This window comes from Pedobacter aquatilis, assembly GCF_030409415.1.
Taxonomy (GTDB): Bacteria; Bacteroidota; Bacteroidia; order Sphingobacteriales; family Sphingobacteriaceae; genus Pedobacter; species Pedobacter aquatilis.
On record NZ_JAUFPW010000025.1, the window covers coordinates 15,111 to 30,100 of the forward strand.

Below are 14,990 nucleotides of genomic sequence, written 5' to 3' on the forward strand. Positions count from 1 at the left end.
TTATCGATTATATTTTTGAAAATCTTTATGCTCAATTTTTGCCAAAGCTTCCTCTGGCAAAGATTTGAAATATTCGTATGTAATTTTTAATCCTTCTGCCCTACCAACTTTTGGCTCCCAACCTAACAAAGCCTTTGCTTTGGTAATATCTGGTCTACGTTGCTTCGGATCATCTTGAGGCAATTCTTTATAAACTATCTTTTGTGATGTTCCTGTTAACTTGATGATTTCTTCGCAGAATTGTTTAATCGTGATTTCATCAGGGTTTCCAATATTTACTGGCTGAGCATAATCACTCATCAGTAAACGGTAAATGCCTTCAATCAAATCATCAACATAACAGAACGAGCGGGTTTGGCTTCCATCACCAAAAACAGTTAAATCTTCTCCTCTTAATGCCTGACCAATAAAAGCCGGAAGAACACGTCCATCATTCAATCGCATTCTTGGCCCGTAAGTGTTAAAAATTCTAATGATGCGGGTTTCAACTCCGTGGAAAGTATGATAAGCCATTGTTATCGCTTCTTGAAAACGTTTAGCTTCATCATAAACGCCCCTTGGCCCTACCGGATTTACGTTACCCCAATATTCTTCAGGTTGTGGATTAACGCTTGGATCGCCATAAACCTCAGAAGTTGATGCAATTAACATCCTTGCCCCTTTTGCCCTTGCTAAACCTAATAAATTGTGCGTACCTAACGAACCAACCTTTAAGGTTTGGATTGGAATTTTTAAATAATCTATCGGGCTTGCTGGTGATGCGAAGTGCAGTATGTAATCTAATGTTCCAGGAATATGTACAAATTTAGAAACATCATGATTGTAGAATTCAAAGTTTTCTAAGTGAAAAAGATGTTCGATGTTTGATAAATCGCCTGTTATCAGGTTATCCATTCCAATAACATGATAACCTTCTTTTATGAACCTATCGCAAAGGTGCGAACCCAAAAAACCTGCCGCTCCGGTAATTAATATTCTTTTAGTGCTCATCTTAATCTATTAATTTACGGCCAATACTGTTATAATAGTAACCTACGTCAACCATTTTTTCCAAGTTGTAAAGATTACGACCATCAAAAATCACTTTGTTTTTTAATGTAGATTCCATTTTTTCGAAATCAGGATTTCTGAATACAGACCATTCTGTAGCAATTAAAAGTGCATCGGCATTTTCAAGTGCTTCATATTGATTGGTTGCATAATTAACTTTATCACCAATTAAATGTCTAACATTTTCAATTCCTTCCGGATCGAAAACAGTAACTGTAGCACCATTTTCAACTAAGGCATCGATAATGTATAAAGCTGGTGCTTCACGGATATCATCAGTTTCAGGCTTAAAAGCTAAACCCCAAAGCGCAAAATGCTTACCCTGTATATCGTTTTTATAATATTTTAAAATTTTATCAACCAAAATAGTTTTTTGGCGTTCGTTAACTTCCATTACTGATTTAAGGATTTGGAAGTCGTATGTGTTCTCATCTGCAGCCATTACCAATGCTTGCACATCTTTCGGAAAACAAGAACCACCATAACCAATACCTGGGAATAAGAAGCGCTTACCAATCCTATCGTCGGAGCCAATTCCTCTTCTTACCGCATCAACATCTGCACCAACCAATTCGCAAAGGTTGGCGATTTCGTTCATGAAGGTAATTTTGGTTGCCAAAAATGAGTTTGCAGCATATTTTGTTAATTCTGATGAACGCTCATCCATAAACAAAATTGGATTTCCCTGACGCACATAAGGACCATAAAGATCCGTCATTAGTTTTTTAGCACGCTCGCTTTTTGTACCTAAAACGACACGATCTGGTTTCATGAAATCTTCTACCGCAACACCTTCACGTAAAAACTCTGGGTTTGAAACCACATCAACTTCTACGCTCGTGTTTTCAGTGAATACGGCTCTAACTTTATCTGCTGTACCAACCGGAACGGTAGATTTGTTAACAATGATTTTATAATCCTTGATGATTTTGGAAATATCTTTTGCCGCACCTAAAATATAAGAAAGATCGGCTGCACCATCTCCACCCGGAGGCGTTGGCAAGGCCATGAAAATAATTTTTGCTTCTTCAATAGCTTCGGCTAAGTTGGTGGTAAAATGCAACCTACCTTGTTCTATATTTCTATGGAAAAGAAGATCCAGACCGGGTTCGTAAATTGGAACCTGACCTTCTTGCATTTTCTTAACTTTGGCTTCATTTATGTCTACACAAATGACATTGTTGCCTGTTTCTGCTAAACATGTTCCGGTAACCAGACCTACATATCCTGTACCTACTACAGCTATTTTCATATTATATTTATAGGGGATTTTAAGTAATTTCGTTATATCTTGCCACGAAGATAATAAAATCCAACAAATGCTTTTACTTTATACATCAGGAATTAAATTTTATAGCTTAATAATTTGGATTTTCTCGTATTTTAATAAAAAAGCAGCGCTATTTATTTCTGGTAGACAACAGATTTTCAGCAAAATAGCGGATAAAGTAAATCCACATGATGAGAATATATGGTTCCATTTTGCCTCACTAGGCGAATTTGAACAAGGCCGACCGGTTCTTGAAAAAATAAAAGCATTTAGCCCTCAAAAAAAAATAATTATCACTTTTTTTTCTCCTTCGGGATACGAGATTAGAAAAAATTACGCATTAGCTGATGCAATTTTCTATTTGCCGATGGACACTAAATCAAATGCTAAAAAATTTATCGAATTGATTAAACCTGAAATGGCCATTTTCACGAAATATGAATTTTGGCATTTCTATTTTTCAGAGTTAAATAAGAACAATATTCCCTTGTATCTAATCTCTGGGATTTTTAGACCAAATCAGATTTTCTTTAAAAACTATGGAGGTTTTTATCGTAATATGTTAAAATCGGTAATGCATTTTTTTGTACAAAATGAAGAAAGTAAAAATCTGCTAAATTCAATTGGTGTAAGTGCCACCACAATTAGTGGCGATACCCGATTTGACCGGGTTTACGAAAATGCAGCACAGCCTAAGCAATTACCAAGTATTAAACAATTTTGTGAAAACGCTAAAACACTAATTTGTGGGAGTACATGGCCTGAAGATGAAAAACTTATCGCTGATTTAGCAACTAAATACCAAAATTGGAGGTTTATAATTGCGCCACATGAAGTAGACGAAAATCACATTCAAAATATTGAGAGGCTGTTTGAGAAATCTATCCGTTTCTCAAACCTGGAAAACGCTGCTTCATTAAAATCAAACATTTTAATAATTGATAATATTGGGATGCTTTCCTCTTTATACCAGTATGGCAGAATCGCATACATTGGTGGAGGATTTGGAGCCGGAATACACAATACATTGGAGGCCGCAGCATTTGGGCTTCCGGTAATTTTTGGCCCCAAATACGATAAATTTCAGGAAGCTAAAGATTTGATAAAAATTGATGCGGCAAAAAGCATTTCTACAAAAGAAGAACTTTTTGCCGCATTTGAGTATTTCATGGCGAATCAAAAATCATCCGCAGCCGCTAAAAATTACGTTTTAGAAAGTAAAGGCGCTACTGAAATTATTTTGGCGAAGATTTTGAAAGTTTAATTTACCATCCCAGCCAATGCTTCGATAAATTTTGGATTAGCATTTAAACTTTCTACCAGTTGTACGTGTTCGCCACCAAGTTCTTTAAACTCTTCATGGTATTCAACTGTAATTTCGTAAAGTGTTTCTAAGCAATCAGCAACAAAAGCCGGACTAAATACCAATAATCTCTTTTTACCTTCGGCGGCTAATTTCTTTAAAATATCGGTTGTATATGGCTGTACCCAAGGCTCTTTACCTAATCTAGACTGAAAGCAAACCGTGTAATTATCTTTCGGTATTCCAAGTTTTTTAGCGATTAATCTTGCTGTATCGTGTCCTTGTGCCGAATAACAAAATTTATTAGTATCATTTAAAGTTTGACAACAATCGGCATTTTTTAAACAATAATTTCCGGTGTGATCACATTTTAACAATTGTCTTTCAGGTAAACCATGGAAACTGAATAAAATATGGTCAAAGCTTTCCGGATTGTGTTTCTTTGCATTTTCAGCAAAAACCTCAATCATCAATTCATTATCATGAAACGAATTAACAAAGGAGATTGGGGGCACGGTGGGCCATTTACTAACAAGTTCCATTACCAGTTGCATAACCGAACCGCTACTTGCAGAAGCATACTGCGGAAATAATGGAATAACCTGAATGCTTTCTACCAAGCCTGCTTTTAAATTTGCTAAAGCCGATTCTATTGAAGGACTTTGATAGCGCATGGCCAATTCCACATGATAAGCATCACCTAATCGCTCTTGAAGCATTTTGGCTTGCAACTTACTATAGTACAGAAGTGGCGAACCATTTTCATTCCATATTTCTTTATATAATTTTGCAGTTTTAGGACTTCTAAAAGGCACAATAATACCCTTAACCAATAGAGTTCTATTTAACTTAGGAATATCGATAACGCGTTCATCCATTAAAAACTGATCTAAATATTTTCTTACATCAGCGGTTTCCGGACTATCGGGTGTGCCTAAATTAACTAGTAAAATTCCTTTCTTGCTCATTATTTACAATATGTTTTGTGTCGCAAATATCGCCTTTTTATTATTTTTTACCTACCAGAAAAAGTGACTAAAAGCATTTTTACGTCAACAAAAGGTAGTAATTATTCATTTAAATGAATTCGTTTAACCTTTTGCTTTATGCAATCGCCACCATGGTGTGCTAGGTTGCTCGTGATGTTCTAGGTGATAACCAAAAAAATAGCAGGTTATAAATGCAACAAAATGATTTTTGCTCAAGGTTGATGCATGATATTCATTATCGTGCTCTCCTTTGTGTGGTAAATAAGTTCCAAAGTAAAATAACTGAAAAGTGCTGAGTAACGATGGAAGCACCCAAAATATCAATAAATTCGTTTCCGTAACCCAAATTTTAAGAACATTAAAGGCAATTGCCATTATTATAAGTTGAATTATAGAAACGTAATTCAACATAAATCTAAAATACCATTTCCAAAATCCGTGTGGTGCGTAATCTGGATCTAATTCGGTATGTACATGATTATGATGCTTGTGATGCTTTGCATAAAGTTTATGATAGAAAAAACCTGCATAAAGAAAAACCGAGATATAACCCACCAAATTATTGATGTTTTTATTTGGTGAAACTGTTCCATGCATTGCATCATGAGCCGTAATGAATAGCCCGGTATATAAATGCATTTGAACCAAAATCATCAAGTAAACCAATGGATTATTCCAAGAGAACTCCCATGTGAGTAGAAAATATAGTGAAGTAAACCAGCACGAGATTACGGTAATGGCCACTAAAGACCCGATATTTTTACTAACTGTTTTCAAATAAATAATTCGATTGTTTGACAATTAAACAGTTTAGTATAAAAAATGATTTTGAAAAATTCAATTAGTAAAACTGTAATTCGGATTTAACTTTTTCCATAAGCCACATTGGGGTAGATGTTGCGCCACAGATTCCAACTTTATCATTCTCAGAAAACCAATTTTTATCCAATTCTTCTACGTTAGAGATAAAGTAAGAATTATTATTAAATTTCTTGCATACATCATACAAAACTTTTCCGTTTGATGATTTTTTACCTGATACAAAAACTATCTTATCATAATGGCCCACAAAGTTTTCTAATTCCTGATAGCGGTTAGAAACCTGCCTGCAAATAGTATCATTAGCTTTAACCTCGTAGCCTCTACTTAACAATTCATCTTTTATGCCATAAAATTTATCAACACTTTTAGTCGTTTGGCTATAAAGTGTAAATTTAGAAGGCAATTCTACGTTATCCAATTCAGCCAAATCCTGAAAAACAATTGCTTTCCCATCGGTTTGGCCTTGTAAGCCTATAACTTCTGCATGACCATGTTTGCCAAAAATCAGAATTTGTTCCTCATCATCATGTGAGTTTTTAATTCTATTTTGAAGTTTTAAAACAACCGGGCAAGAAGCATCGATTAAGGTTAAATTATTATCGAGCGCAAGTTGGTATGTTGATGGCGCTTCACCATGTGCTCTAATAAGAACTTTTTCGTTTTGAAGGGTTTTTAGAATATCATGATCGATAATTTTTAAACCCATATTGGTTAAACGCTCAACTTCCTCATCGTTATGTACAATATCACCAAGGCAATATAAACGGCCTTCGTTTTCTAAAATATCCTCTGCCATTTCAATTGCGTAAACTACGCCAAAGCAAAAGCCCGAAGCTTTATCAATAGTGACTTGTAAATTATAACTCATTGCTTTGCAAAATTAAGCAAAAATATTCTATCATCTTGTCATGTATAAAACAACAAAAAATATTAACTGAGAAATGTACATTGTTGTACCAATGTATTTTTGTTGTTTTAGGCCAAGCGCATAATAGAATTTTAATAAGATAACCGAAACGATAAACCAGGCAACATAATTTTGGACTGGTATTAAATTGTGATCCCAATGCCAATAATCAAACTTCATGGCGGTTGGTTCCAGAAAAAAATCCAAAAGTATTAAACATAAGCCTCCAATTAATGATGCTAAAATTCCGTTTCGAATTTTAAAACCCTTAATCATTTGCCCTGCGCTGAATATTAAAATTACCCAGTTTACGCCCATTAGCAATGGTACAGCGGCAACTTTAAAACCTAATGTTGTACCATAATAATAGCTGCCAAATATTTTACCGGTTTTTACACCTAAAACTTCAACCAAATAGCCACAGAGGAAAACTCCGCAAATAAATAATAAAAGCCTTTTAATATCTGCATTATACGAAAATATGATAACGGCAAACATTAACAGTAAGTGAAAAGGCACCAGTTTCGTAAAGTAGGGTTGTGCTACAGGCATTAAAAATCCTATCAAACCAACCAAATGAAAAATGATAATAATAGCTACTGATAGCCTTTTTACTTTTAAATCTGACTGGTCAATCTGCCCTTCCATGTTCCGTTTTTAAATAAATGCTTTTTTATTGATATTAATGATATTAGCAAAAAGAATAACATCTGTAATGGATGCAAAACTAAATTTAGCAAAACATTCTGTCCTGATAAAAAGGATATCATCAATCTACTTAAAACTACCAACGTTAATGGTAAAGCAAGAAGCGATAAATCAAAGTTTTGAATTAGGATTATCGGCCAGGCAATTACCAAGAGCTGGTAAATTAGTAATATTATGATGTTACTACCAAAACCTGCTAGTAAATTTTTACTAAAGCCATTAATACTTTCGTTAAGATTTTTGTACATCCGGCAGTAAATTAAACCGTTAGCTAAAAGTGCTTCAGTTTTACAACCTTGTTGCTTTACAAGTTTCATAATCTCAACATCCTCTACAACTTTGTCTTTAACTCTTTCATGCCATTCAAAATCATGGTAGTTTGATGCCTTAAAAAACATGCATTGACCACTTGCGGCAGAAAATGCTGGATTTTTTGAAGCCCTAACTAATCTTAGTGGGAGCAGGTTTAGCAAGATAAAATGCATTAAAGGAACGGTTAATTTCTCGCCAATACTTTTCATTACCTGATTTGTAAAAATGCTGAGTAAGCTTAAACTTCCATTTTCAGTTCTATAAATCAAGCTATTTATAAAACCTCTCTTTATCTCTTCATCAGCATCTAAAAACAAAAGATAATTTCCTGTTGCAACTTTAGAAAGTTGGTGACAAGCATAGTTTTTACCTAACCATCCTTTTGGCAATTGCCCACCTTGTATTACTGAAAAATTGGGATTTCCTTGTGCAAAGTCATCTACCAATTTAAAGGTATCATCTGAGCTATCATCATCAAGTACAATTACCTCGTAATTCTGGTAATCTTGTTCTTTAATTGATTGTAATAAACCGATAATGTTTTCCGCTTCGTTTCTAGCCGGAATCAATATTGAAACCTTGTAATCGTAATGTTTAACGCTTCGCGGAAGTTTTGGATTGGAGAGAAAGTTGAATACAGTAACAGAAAATCTGATAACCAGAAAAATTAATGCTGCGTATATAAAAACTGTCATTCTTTAATTTGTGTCTGTTTAACAAGCGATGCATTATAATGTTTGTTATAGGCACTTTTTAAAAGTTGCAGGCTTATGTACTCTTCGTTGTCCCAATTATGCAGATAAGTAAAAACAGATGGCTTTCTTTCAGCAAAATAATCGATAAAGGTTGCAGCAAAAATAATGTTGATTTTCTTGTTGCTTGAGTTTATCATTTGCATTACGCCTTTTTCGAAATTTATGTCTGGCGCATGGTTAGAATGAAGCTTACCCTGCGGAAATACAAGGACTAAGTTTTTTGGATCGTTTAAAAGTTCCCCTGCATAGCTTAGGGTTTCTAAAACATCTTTACCACTATTAGAAGCGGCAAAAGCTCCAAGATATTTCAAAAAGCGAACTTTTGCATAATTTTCAGCATTAACCAAAACATGAAAATTCTTTTTAAAAATTAATTTATTCAGATAGAAAATAAAAAAGCCATCCCACCAACTAAAATGATTGGCAAGCACTAAAACTGATGAATCTTCCTTGAGTAATAATGTATCGTACCTGAAAGCATGAAAATCTTTCTTGATAATAAATTTTATGTACCAGGAAAAAAACCTGTAAATAATATTATTTTTTTTAGGATGGTACATGCAGGGAAATTGCAAAAAATTAGACTTAATTGCAAGTATAGCTTTTCATGGGAATTTAACTTAAATAAACTCGGTCTTCTTCTCCCTCAACATCCATTACAACATCAACATGTTCTTTTAATATTGTAGCGAGTTCTAAGCCTACAAAATCTGTAGCAATCGGGAAAATTTTGTGACTTCTGTCTACCAAAACTACCGTACGAATTTTTTTATGCGGCGTATTTAAAAAAACACCTAAACCGTAAGCTAAAGTTTTACCGCTGTTCAAAACATCATCAACTAAGATAATAACCTTATTTTTCCAAACGCTTTCACTTAAATCTGTTTTGGCCACAAGTTTACTACTCTCCTTTTCTAAATCGATTCTTAACAAAACAATTTTAAGCGCTGAGATTTTTTTTAGCACTTTTTCAAGCCTCAAAGCAAGTTTATATCCCCTATCCCATATGCCGGCCAGAACAATTTCTTTCTCGTTCAAATTATCTTCGAGGATTTGATAGGCAATTCTATCTATCTTCTGCTGAATTTGTTTTTTATTAAGAATAAGTAATTGCGATGCTGCCATTTGCTTTAAAGGTTTGGTTACAAAAAGAACGATTTTAAGGATGAAATTCAAACTATTTGAAAAATAATTTCAATCGCTTGCAACGTTTGTGCTTTGCATACGTCTAATCATTAACCTAAAACATCAAAATTATCTCAAACATTTCAACCAATTAAATCTATTATGAAAACATCAAGATTTTCAAACTAAGCATTGGGATGAATAATCTGATAGCTTCATCATCATTAAAAAACAAATTATAAACAGATGAAAAACTTATTCAAAACATCAGCATTGCTAACATTATTCCTAGTTGCTACAAACTATGTTAATGCACAAGAAAGCAAAAACGTATCAATTAAAAATATAAGCAGTGTAACTGTAAGCAGCGGTATCGATTTATATTTGACTCAGGGCAGTTCTGAAAATCTGGATATCAAATCATCAGCAGATTTACTTAAAAATGTTGTTGTAGAGCAAAACGGCGGCAGTTTAGTTATAAAAGTAAAGGAGGGCTTAAATTGGGGCAATATGTTTAGAAACCAAAGCATTAAGGCCTACTTAAATTTCAAAACATTAAATGCTTTAACCGCATCTGGCGGAAGTGATGTTTATAGCCAAAATCAAATTAAGGCAGATAAATTTTCTGTTCGTTCATCTGGCGGCAGCGATGTAAAACTAAATTTGGTTTGTAAAGATATTCAGATTCAAAGTAGTGGTGGTAGTGATATAAAGTTAAGTGGGAAAGCTGAAAATATGGTTCTGCAAACAAGCGGAGGTAGCGATGTTAACGCTTACGAATTTCCGGTAGATTATGCTAAAGTTTCAGCTTCTGGTGGTTCTGATGCAAATATAAATGTAACTAAAGGGTTAGAAGCTGGCGCAAGTGGTGGCAGCGATGTACACTATAAAGGCAATGCTTCTTTAAAGAAAACATCATCATCTAAAAGTGGTGATGTTACTAAAGTAAATTAGTTAGTTTTAGGTTTAACTTAATTTACATATGCTGTTTTGCGGATGCAAAACAGCATTTTTTTTTATTTATAAGGGAAGTAAACAAAGTTTGCCCCTTCCGGAACAATTACAAACACACACATAAAATCTTCAGGTTTTTTATATGCTTTTAAAAATTGTTCTTTTCTTTCCTTATTAATCATACCTTTTTCGATAAATTCTTCAAGCGTAGAAGCCTGGATGGTCCAATCTGTATTTAATTCCTCTTTGTTAAGGATAACCTCTCCAATGCTAACTTCATGTTGATGCGCAATAAAAATCGGATGTGCAGAAATCCCTTCAACCATAATCTCTACGGCAACCTCTTTAATCGCATCAGAATAAAATTCTAAATCTTTTTCTAAACTAATTAATGGGCTTTCATTTTTCTTCGGAGTTCCGTTATCTTCTGGTGTTGCACCTAATAATTCTTCTCTATCCATCTATCTTTATTTTGATTGAATGAGTTATTGAATGTTGTTTGTGCAAATAATTGCACTTCATTCACTAATCCTATAACTTCATTCTCTAATTCACTAATTCTTTTAATTTCAATAAAACTACATTTTCAACGTGTTGTGTATGTGGAAACATATCAACAGGTTTTATTCTTGCAACTTCATATTTATCTTTCAATAACTCTAAATCTCGTGCCTGTGTTGCAGCGTTACAGCTTACATACACAATCTTTTCGGCTTCCATTTCCAGCAAGCGTTGCACCACATCAGCATGCATTCCGGCTCTTGGTGGGTCGGTAATTACAACATCAGGTTTTCCATGTGCCAAAATAAATTCTGCAGTCAGGATATCCTTCATATCACCTGCATAGAAAATTGTATTATCAATTTCATTTAGGGCAGAATTAAACTTTGCATCTTCAATTGCTGTAGGTACATATTCTACACCAACCACTTGTTTTACATCCTTTGCAACAAAATTTGCAATGGTTCCTGCGCCTGTATATAAATCATAAACCAACTCATCGCCTTTAAAACCGGCAAATTCTCTTGTTATTTTATAAAGTTCAAAAGCTTGTTCAGAATTGGTTTGATAAAATGATTTTACACCAATTTTAAATTTAATGCCATCCATTTCTTCGAAAATATGATCGCGACCAGCAAAAACATATACTTCCTGATCGAAAATAGTATCATTTTTCTTTTGGTTGATGATGTACAGTAATGATGTTATTTGAGGAAATTCTGCTCTCAGAAAATTCATCAAACCGTTAACCTGGGCTTCTTCCGGATATGCAAACACAACAGCAACCATAATTTCGCCTGTTGTAGATGTTCTGATAATCAAATTTCTTAAAACACCCTCATGGTTTCTTAAATCGTAAAATGATAAATCATTTTTCTGAGCATATTTTCTAACTGCATTTCTAATTTGGTTTGAAGGGTCATCTTGTAAATAACAATGCTCAATATCCAATATTTTATCAAAACGCAACGGAACGTGAAAGCCCAAAGCATTCATATCAAATTCTTCTGCCCGTTCTATATCCGTTTTTTCGAGCCATCTTTTATTAGAAAATGTAAATTCGAGTTTATTACGGTAATAACGATTTTTAACCGATCCTAAAATTGGTTCTGTACATGATGTATCTATTTTACCAAGGCGTTGAAGTGCAGCCTCAACATTTTTCTGCTTGAATTTTAATTGAGAATCGTAACCCATATGTTGCCATTTACAGCCTCCACAAGTTCCGAAATGAGCACAAAATGGTTCGGTACGTAAATCAGAACGTTCATGCAACTGTTCTATAACTGCCTCTGCAAAATTCTTTTTCTTTTTTGTTAAACGAACGTCTACAACATCGCCTGGAACGGCTTTATCAACAAAAATGACCAATTCATCGGCTTTGCCAACACCTTTACCTTCTTCTGCAATATCAATTATTTGTACGTTTGGAATTATAGTTACCGTACCTGGTTTTCTTCTACTCATTATACCGCAAATATAAGGCTAAAAGCTGAAAGACTAAAGCTGAAACAATAGGACAGAATGATTACAAATAATTAGAATATCTTGGGCAATAGAAATTATGCTAGACTTAAAAGTCTATTTGATAGTCTTAATTAGAGATGAAAATTATTTTCCAATAAATTTAAGTGCTGAAGCCCAAAAGCCGTCTAACCAATTAAATTGTAAATCAAATTTTTCATCAATTGATACAGAGATTTCTAAAATTTCTTTAGTCATGATAAAAAGCATTTCAATTATTACAATAATACATAATTTATACCAAAAACCAAAATGGTATAAAGTTAATTCGAAGAATGTTTCTTATCTTTTCGTGGATAGTTTAAGAAATTATATATTAGTTTAGGATAATGGCGCCAGAGTTCTTTAAGCCAATATATTTATGAGAAATTTTTATTTTTTATTCTTTTTAATTGCTTTTCTAACTACGAGTTCTTGCAAAAAAACAGAGAAAGATATTGTGATGAAGATTATTCAAACACTTAAAAATAAAAGCATTAACAGAGACAAAATAAATTGGCTTGAAGCTGAACAAGATGTATTAAATAGCCTGCTTATATCAAAGGATTCAGCAATAGTTAAAGCTTTGAGCATGAATAATAATCAACATACCTATTATTTAAAAGGCGAAAAAATTATTCAGGGTCATTATAAAAAAAATCAGAATTCGGACTCATGTTATTTATCTGGGCAGATAGATAATAGCAAACTACCTGATGTAGGATATTTAAAAATTGAAAGATTTCATACAAATCCAATAGCTAAAGACAATGATCTTTCATCGCAGGAATACATTAGCAAAATAATTCAATCCATAAAAAAACAAGATAGAAAAAACTTGAAAGGTTGGGTAATTGATCTTCGATACAATTCTGGGGGAGATATGTGGCCTATGCTTATAGCACTTACACCATTTTTATCATCAAAAGTAATTGGCTCATTTCAACAAGGAGATAAGACTCAAACATGGTTGCTAAAAAACAATGAGATATTACTGGATGAAAATTCTCAGAATGAAAGACTACATTTCAAACCTGTTAAGTATCGAACTTTAAATAAAGATGCAAAATTTGCAATATTAATCAATCATCGAACAGCTAGCGCAGGTGAAGCAGTTGCCATTGCGATGAAATCATTAAAAAATGTGAAATTTTTCGGTCAGGAAACTCGTGGCTTCGCAACATCAAATGAAATCATTCATATTACAAATAACGAAGCTTTAATTTTAACGGTTGGCTACATGGCAAGCCATAATGGGAAGATTTTTCCGGATGGACTAAGTCCTGATATTTATGCTTGCAAATTACCAGAATTGAATACCGAACTTCAGAACTGGTTTAAAAATAATTAAACACAGAATATCTATCATCAACCAATTACAACCCCAACAATCTTTCTAAATGATGGTATTGAATGCCGAAATATGCTTTGCTGGCTTTAATTTTTTGAAGGATTTCTTCCTTATTCCTTGTTCCTTGCTCCTTATTCCTAATGCCCACAACCAGTACATTTTTCGGTGTATGTGCATCAGAAATAAATTCGAAAACTTTAGTCTTATAGCCAAAATATTCTAAAATTAATGCTCTAATTCCATCAGTAACCATTTCTGCCTGGCGTTCTAGAAATATTCCATACTTAGTCAAAAAGGAAACATCATTTTTAACTTTATTTTGTTCAATCTCTCTGCGGATTTGTTTGTGGCAGCAGGGTGCAACAACAATTAACGCTGCATTTGCATTTATCCCTTTAAAAATAGCATCATCTGTAGCTGTATCACAAGCATGTAAAGCTATTAGTAAATTAACATCGCCCGCATCAAAGTCCTGGATGGAACCCTCTATAAAGTTTAGTTTTTTAAATGAAGATTCATTTGCAACATCATTACACAAATCAACCATGTCCTTTCGGTATTCAACGCCGATCACTTCAGAATCTAGGTTTAAAACTGAATGCAAATAATCGTACAGAGCAAAGGTTAAGTAGCCTTTACCAGAACCCATATCTGCAACTTTTTTTATTGTTCCTTCTGGTAATTCTTTAATTAAAGCATTTAGAATTTCGATGTAGTGATTAATCTGTCTGAATTTATCCTGGGCATTTTTAAACACTTTGCCATCAGAGTCTGTAATTTTTAACGATTGCAGATAAGCCTTTGCTTCTGGTTTAATTAGCCGTTCTTTCGCTTTATCGTGTGTTAATGCCGGCAAGCTTTTAGTTGATGGAGCCATTTCACGTAAAGCGATTTTTTTGTTATTTAATTCCTCGAGTATGATATCGTTTTCTGTAGTGAATAAGGTCGCAATTCTAAATCCATCCTCCAAGTAATTGAAAATTTGCTTAACACCATCTTTAATGGAAAAATTCTTAACAATATCGCGAGTTTTATACCGTAGAGTAAAAGTTAATTTATCCTCACGTTTAATGATTAGCTTTCTGATTAAAATCTGTTTTAAATTTTCTTCAGCTCCGCGATAATTTCCAAAAGAAATTTTGACAAATGTTTGCGCATCAATACTTTTAGTAATATTGAGTTTAAATTGTTTTACTTGTTCTGAAACTTCCATCATCAATTAAAAGCACAAAGATAAACAAGTTTAGTATGCAAATTCAATACCTTAGCGATTGTAACAATCGAGCGACTTTTTTTGAGTATTTTATAATCAAAAACGGGGTTCAGTTCAAAAACCATTCAGACAATATTAGTCCTAATACGATTTAGCGAATTAGCAATCATTGATTATCCATAATCATTCCAAAGAAGTTAATTAAATATCCAAATCCTTTTAATTAA

At 33.5% G+C, this 14,990-nt stretch carries 16 protein-coding genes; 3 read left to right on the forward strand and 13 right to left on the reverse strand.

Going from position 1 to position 14,990, the window contains the following annotated elements:
• Both QWY86_RS10100 and QWY86_RS10105 read right to left on the reverse strand, forming a co-directional pair.
• Window positions 1-990, reverse strand: a complete 990-nt coding sequence (locus tag QWY86_RS10100) for a UDP-glucuronic acid decarboxylase family protein (RefSeq protein WP_290241538.1) — start codon at window positions 988-990, stop codon at window positions 1-3.
• Between the two features lies 1 nt (window position 991).
• Entirely contained in the window at window positions 992-2,302 is a 1,311-nt protein-coding gene (locus tag QWY86_RS10105; protein ID WP_290241539.1) for a UDP-glucose dehydrogenase family protein, read from the reverse strand.
• A 67-nt stretch (window positions 2,303-2,369) separates the two neighbouring features.
• On the opposite strand from QWY86_RS10105, the gene QWY86_RS10110 reads away from it, so the two are divergent.
• Entirely contained in the window at window positions 2,370-3,584 is a 1,215-nt protein-coding gene (locus tag QWY86_RS10110) for a 3-deoxy-D-manno-octulosonic acid transferase (protein WP_290241541.1), read from the forward strand.
• On the opposite strand, the gene hemH is transcribed toward QWY86_RS10110, so the two are convergent.
• From hemH to QWY86_RS10145, 7 genes are all read right to left on the reverse strand, one after another.
• Entirely contained in the window at window positions 3,581-4,591 is a 1,011-nt protein-coding gene (gene hemH / locus QWY86_RS10115; protein ID WP_290241545.1) for a ferrochelatase, read from the reverse strand. The two genes, QWY86_RS10110 and hemH, sit on opposite strands and share 4 nt — an antisense overlap.
• A gap of 123 nt (window positions 4,592-4,714) precedes the next feature.
• Window positions 4,715-5,389, reverse strand: a complete 675-nt coding sequence (locus tag QWY86_RS10120) for a fatty acid desaturase (protein ID WP_290241548.1) — start codon at window positions 5,387-5,389, stop codon at window positions 4,715-4,717.
• Window positions 5,390-5,453: 64 nt separating this feature from the next.
• Window positions 5,454-6,302 carry a 4-hydroxy-3-methylbut-2-enyl diphosphate reductase gene (locus QWY86_RS10125; protein ID WP_290241550.1) on the reverse strand — a complete coding sequence of 283 codons (849 nt, stop codon included), beginning with the start codon at window positions 6,300-6,302 and terminating at the stop codon, window positions 5,454-5,456.
• A 30-nt stretch (window positions 6,303-6,332) separates the two neighbouring features.
• On the reverse strand, window positions 6,333-6,989 hold the full coding sequence (locus QWY86_RS10130; RefSeq protein ID WP_290241552.1) for a carotenoid biosynthesis protein: 657 nt from the start codon (window positions 6,987-6,989) through the stop codon (window positions 6,333-6,335).
• Window positions 6,959-8,056: a glycosyltransferase family 2 protein gene (locus tag QWY86_RS10135; protein WP_290241554.1), complete on the reverse strand. Its 1,098-nt coding sequence runs from the start codon at window positions 8,054-8,056 to the stop codon at window positions 6,959-6,961. The genes QWY86_RS10130 and QWY86_RS10135 overlap by 31 nt, the downstream gene beginning before the upstream one ends.
• A complete protein-coding gene (locus QWY86_RS10140; protein ID WP_290241556.1) occupies window positions 8,053-8,676 on the reverse strand; it encodes a 1-acyl-sn-glycerol-3-phosphate acyltransferase in 624 nt (207 codons plus the stop codon). The genes QWY86_RS10135 and QWY86_RS10140 overlap by 4 nt, the downstream gene beginning before the upstream one ends.
• A 55-nt stretch (window positions 8,677-8,731) precedes the next feature.
• The gene (locus QWY86_RS10145) at window positions 8,732-9,241 is read right to left on the reverse strand and encodes a phosphoribosyltransferase family protein (RefSeq protein ID WP_290241558.1); all 510 of its coding nucleotides are present in this window, start codon (window positions 9,239-9,241) and stop codon (window positions 8,732-8,734) included.
• A 246-nt stretch (window positions 9,242-9,487) separates the two neighbouring features.
• Here QWY86_RS10145 and QWY86_RS10150 point away from each other — a divergent pair, with 246 nt between their 5' ends.
• Window positions 9,488-10,195: a head GIN domain-containing protein gene (locus tag QWY86_RS10150; RefSeq protein WP_290241560.1), complete on the forward strand. Its 708-nt coding sequence runs from the start codon at window positions 9,488-9,490 to the stop codon at window positions 10,193-10,195.
• Window positions 10,196-10,257: 62 nt separating this feature from the next.
• Here the strand turns inward: QWY86_RS10150 and QWY86_RS10155 are convergent, their stop codons facing one another.
• The 3 genes from QWY86_RS10155 to QWY86_RS10165 all read right to left on the reverse strand — a co-directional run bounded on the left by QWY86_RS10155 (window position 10,258) and on the right by QWY86_RS10165 (window position 12,418).
• Window positions 10,258-10,656 (reverse strand): hypothetical protein, encoded by a 399-nt coding sequence (locus QWY86_RS10155; protein ID WP_290241563.1) that lies wholly within the window; start codon window positions 10,654-10,656, stop codon window positions 10,258-10,260.
• An 85-nt stretch (window positions 10,657-10,741) separates the two neighbouring features.
• Window positions 10,742-12,163 carry a 23S rRNA (uracil(1939)-C(5))-methyltransferase RlmD gene (gene rlmD, locus QWY86_RS10160; RefSeq protein ID WP_290241565.1) on the reverse strand — a complete coding sequence of 474 codons (1,422 nt, stop codon included), beginning with the start codon at window positions 12,161-12,163 and terminating at the stop codon, window positions 10,742-10,744.
• A gap of 144 nt (window positions 12,164-12,307) precedes the next feature.
• Window positions 12,308-12,418, reverse strand: coding sequence for a phenylalanyl-tRNA synthetase subunit alpha (locus QWY86_RS10165; protein WP_290241568.1), 111 nt, complete (start codon window positions 12,416-12,418; stop codon window positions 12,308-12,310).
• A 163-nt stretch (window positions 12,419-12,581) separates the two neighbouring features.
• Here QWY86_RS10165 and QWY86_RS10170 point away from each other — a divergent pair, with 163 nt between their 5' ends.
• Window positions 12,582-13,550, forward strand: a complete 969-nt coding sequence (locus QWY86_RS10170; RefSeq protein WP_290241570.1) for a S41 family peptidase — start codon at window positions 12,582-12,584, stop codon at window positions 13,548-13,550.
• Between the two features lie 25 nt (window positions 13,551-13,575).
• Here the strand turns inward: QWY86_RS10170 and QWY86_RS10175 are convergent, their stop codons facing one another.
• Complete coding sequence (locus QWY86_RS10175) at window positions 13,576-14,766, reverse strand: class I SAM-dependent methyltransferase (protein WP_290241572.1); 1,191 nt, start codon at window positions 14,764-14,766, stop codon at window positions 13,576-13,578.
• Window positions 14,767-14,990: the final 224 nt, after the last annotated feature.

Coding starts and splice junctions, on each gene's coding strand:
- hemH (WP_290241545.1), bottom strand. CDS start 4,591: ATGAGCAAGAAAGGAATTTTACTAGTTAATTTAGGCACACCCGATAGT.
- QWY86_RS10135 (WP_290241554.1), bottom strand. CDS start 8,056: ATGACAGTTTTTATATACGCAGCATTAATTTTTCTGGTTATCAGATTT.
- QWY86_RS10125 (WP_290241550.1), bottom strand. CDS start 6,302: ATGAGTTATAATTTACAAGTCACTATTGATAAAGCTTCGGGCTTTTGC.
- QWY86_RS10145 (WP_290241558.1), bottom strand. CDS start 9,241: ATGGCAGCATCGCAATTACTTATTCTTAATAAAAAACAAATTCAGCAG.
- QWY86_RS10100 (WP_290241538.1), bottom strand. CDS start 990: ATGAGCACTAAAAGAATATTAATTACCGGAGCGGCAGGTTTTTTGGGT.
- QWY86_RS10130 (WP_290241552.1), bottom strand. CDS start 6,989: ATGGAAGGGCAGATTGACCAGTCAGATTTAAAAGTAAAAAGGCTATCA.
- QWY86_RS10155 (WP_290241563.1), bottom strand. CDS start 10,656: ATGGATAGAGAAGAATTATTAGGTGCAACACCAGAAGATAACGGAACT.
- QWY86_RS10150 (WP_290241560.1), top strand. CDS start 9,488: ATGAAAAACTTATTCAAAACATCAGCATTGCTAACATTATTCCTAGTT.
- rlmD (WP_290241565.1), bottom strand. CDS start 12,163: ATGAGTAGAAGAAAACCAGGTACGGTAACTATAATTCCAAACGTACAA.
- QWY86_RS10175 (WP_290241572.1), bottom strand. CDS start 14,766: ATGATGGAAGTTTCAGAACAAGTAAAACAATTTAAACTCAATATTACT.
- QWY86_RS10105 (WP_290241539.1), bottom strand. CDS start 2,302: ATGAAAATAGCTGTAGTAGGTACAGGATATGTAGGTCTGGTTACCGGA.
- QWY86_RS10140 (WP_290241556.1), bottom strand. CDS start 8,676: ATGTACCATCCTAAAAAAAATAATATTATTTACAGGTTTTTTTCCTGG.
- QWY86_RS10170 (WP_290241570.1), top strand. CDS start 12,582: ATGAGAAATTTTTATTTTTTATTCTTTTTAATTGCTTTTCTAACTACG.
- QWY86_RS10110 (WP_290241541.1), top strand. CDS start 2,370: ATGCTTTTACTTTATACATCAGGAATTAAATTTTATAGCTTAATAATT.
- QWY86_RS10165 (WP_290241568.1), bottom strand. CDS start 12,418: ATGACTAAAGAAATTTTAGAAATCTCTGTATCAATTGATGAAAAATTT.